This is a genomic window from Flavobacterium sp. (assembly GCF_004211145.1).
Taxonomy (GTDB): Bacteria; Bacteroidota; Bacteroidia; order Flavobacteriales; family Flavobacteriaceae; genus Flavobacterium.
In genome coordinates, this window is the sequence record NZ_SEBS01000074.1 from 1 (window position 1) to 2,697 (window position 2,697).

The 2,697-nt window shown below is 49.8% G+C and carries 2 protein-coding genes; both read left to right on the forward strand.

What is annotated here, in order from left to right:
- On the forward strand, nucleotides 1-616 hold a 616-nt coding region (locus EOO50_RS17545), incomplete at its 5' end, for a homocysteine S-methyltransferase family protein (RefSeq protein ID WP_290841584.1).
- A gap of 2 nt (nucleotides 617-618) precedes the next feature.
- Nucleotides 619-2,697 (forward strand): dihydropteroate synthase (locus tag EOO50_RS17550; protein ID WP_290841585.1); only part of this gene is annotated, 2,079 nt, incomplete at its 3' end.

The following is a 2,697-nucleotide window of genomic DNA, read 5'->3' on the forward strand; positions in this document are numbered from 1 at the left end:
GGCAAGCCTTTCACCCGACGTAAACGATCCGGGTTTTCGGGCAATAACTTTCGATGAGCTCCGAATCGCGTACAGGCAGCAGGTCGAGGCGCTCATCGACGGCGGCGCCGACATTCTTCTTGTCGAAACCATTTTTGACACGCTCAACGCAAAGGCCGCGTTGTTCGCCATCGAAGAAGTCAAAGAAGAGCGCAATCTCGACATTCCGGTCATGGTTTCGGGTACGATTACCGACGCTTCCGGCCGCACGCTTTCAGGGCAGACTGTTGAAGCTTTTCTGATTTCCGTTTCGCACATCGAGCTTTTAAGCGTCGGTTTTAATTGCGCGCTTGGCGCTGACCAGCTAAAGCCCTATCTGAAAAGACTGGCAAGAAACACATCGATGAACATTTCGGCACATCCAAATGCCGGCTTGCCAAACGCATTCGGGCAATATGACCAAACTCCGGAGGAAATGCAGGCGCTGATCCGTGAATATTTACAAGACAATCTCATCAACATCATCGGCGGCTGCTGCGGCACAACGCCCGAACATATTAAGTTGATTGCCGAAGTCGCGGCCGAATTCAGCCCGAGAACTTTAGCGGAAGCAATTGATATTAATCCGAACGTTTAAAAATGTCAGAAACCCAAAATAAAAATCACGAGGCCAAATACCTGAAGCTTTCGGGCCTTGAGCCGCTGATAGTCACGCCCGAAACCAATTTCGTCAACGTCGGCGAACGCACCAATGTTACCGGCTCGCGCAAATTCCTGCGGCTGATCAAAGAAGAGCGTTACGAGGAAGCGCTTGACATCGCCCGCGGACAGGTCGAAGGCGGAGCGCAGATCATCGATATCAACATGGACGAAGGCATGCTCGACGGCGTTCACGCCATGACGACATTCCTGAATATGATCGCTTCCGAGCCTGATATTTCACGCGTTCCGGTAATGATCGATTCGTCCAAATGGGAAATCATCGAAGCCGGACTGAAGGTCGCGCAGGGCAAAAGCGTCGTGAATTCGATTTCACTAAAGGAAGGCGAAGCGGCTTTCATCGATCACGCAAAAAAAGTAAAGCGTTACGGAGCGGCAGTCATCGTAATGGCGTTTGATGAAGCCGGCCAGGCCGACACTTATGAGCGGCGCATCGAAATCTGCGCAAGGTCTTACGACATTTTGGTCAATCAGGTGAAGTTTCCGGCAGAAGATATTATTTTCGATCCCAACATTTTTCCCGTCGCCACCGGAATGGACGAGCACAAGCTCAACGCGCTCGATTTTTTCCGCGCCACAAAATGGATCCGCGAAAACCTGCCTTACGTGAATGTTTCGGGCGGCGTCAGCAACGTTTCGTTCTCGTTTCGAGGCAACGACAAAGTGCGCGAGGCAATGCATTCGGCATTTCTTTACCACGCAATAAAACACGGTATGACGATGGGAATCGTCAATCCTGAAATGCTCGAGGTCTACGACGAAATTCCAAAGGATCTGCTTGAGCACGTCGAAGATGTCCTTTTGAACAGGCGTGAAGACGCTACCGAAAGACTGCTCGACTTCGCGGAAAGCTTTAAAGGCGACAAAAAAAACATCGAAAAAGAAGCGCAGGAGTGGCGTTCACATCCGTTACAGCAGCGGTTGACGCACGCTTTGGTAAAAGGCGTCGATGAATTCATCGAAACAGATGTGGAAGAAGCGCGCCAATCCGTTTCAAAGCCGATTGAAGTCATCGAGCAGCATCTGATGAACGGCATGAACGTCGTTGGCGATTTGTTCGGAAGCGGGAAAATGTTCCTGCCGCAGGTTGTAAAATCGGCGCGGGTCATGAAAAAAGCCGTGGCTTATCTTCTTCCATTTATCGAAGCCGAAAAGAACGGACGCGTGCAAAGCGCCGGGAAAATATTGATGGCCACGGTAAAAGGCGATGTTCACGACATCGGGAAAAACATCGTTTCGGTTGTTCTGGGCTGCAACAATTACGAGATCATCGATTTGGGTGTTATGGTTCCGCCTGAGAAAATCATCGAAGCCGCAATACGGGAAAACGTCGACATCATCGGATTGTCGGGATTGATCACGCCATCGCTCGACGAAATGGTTTACCTCGCCGCCGAACTCGACAAATTGAATGTAAAAATCCCGGTGATGATTGGCGGAGCAACAACTTCGAGAGCGCACACGGCGGTTAAAATCGCGCCTGCTTACAGCGAAACTGTCGTACATGTAAACGATGCATCTCGTGCTGTGACGGTTGCCGGAAATCTACTGAACGCAAATAAAGAACAATATTCGAAAGACCTTCGGCTTGAATATGATGAGTTGCGCGAAGGCTATCTCAACCGCGCAAGAGAGAAAAATTTCCTAACCATTGAACAGGCGCGGGAAAACAAGCTTCGGCTGGAATTCAATCCGGTAAAGCCGAAAAATATCGGAACGCAAACGGTCGAAGTCGATATTGAAACACTGATTCCGTACGTTGATTGGACGCCGTATTTCAGGACTTGGGAACTGCACGGAAAATATCCGGCGATTTTGGTCGACGATATCGTCGGCGAGCAGGCCGCTTCGGTTTTTAACGATGCGCTGGACATGCTCAATGTGATTGTTAATGAAAAAAAGTTCACCGCCAAAGGAGTTTACGGGATTTTCGCTGCCAATACGATCAATGACGACGACATCGAAGTGACTGATGCAAACGGAAATACAGTTGCCAAA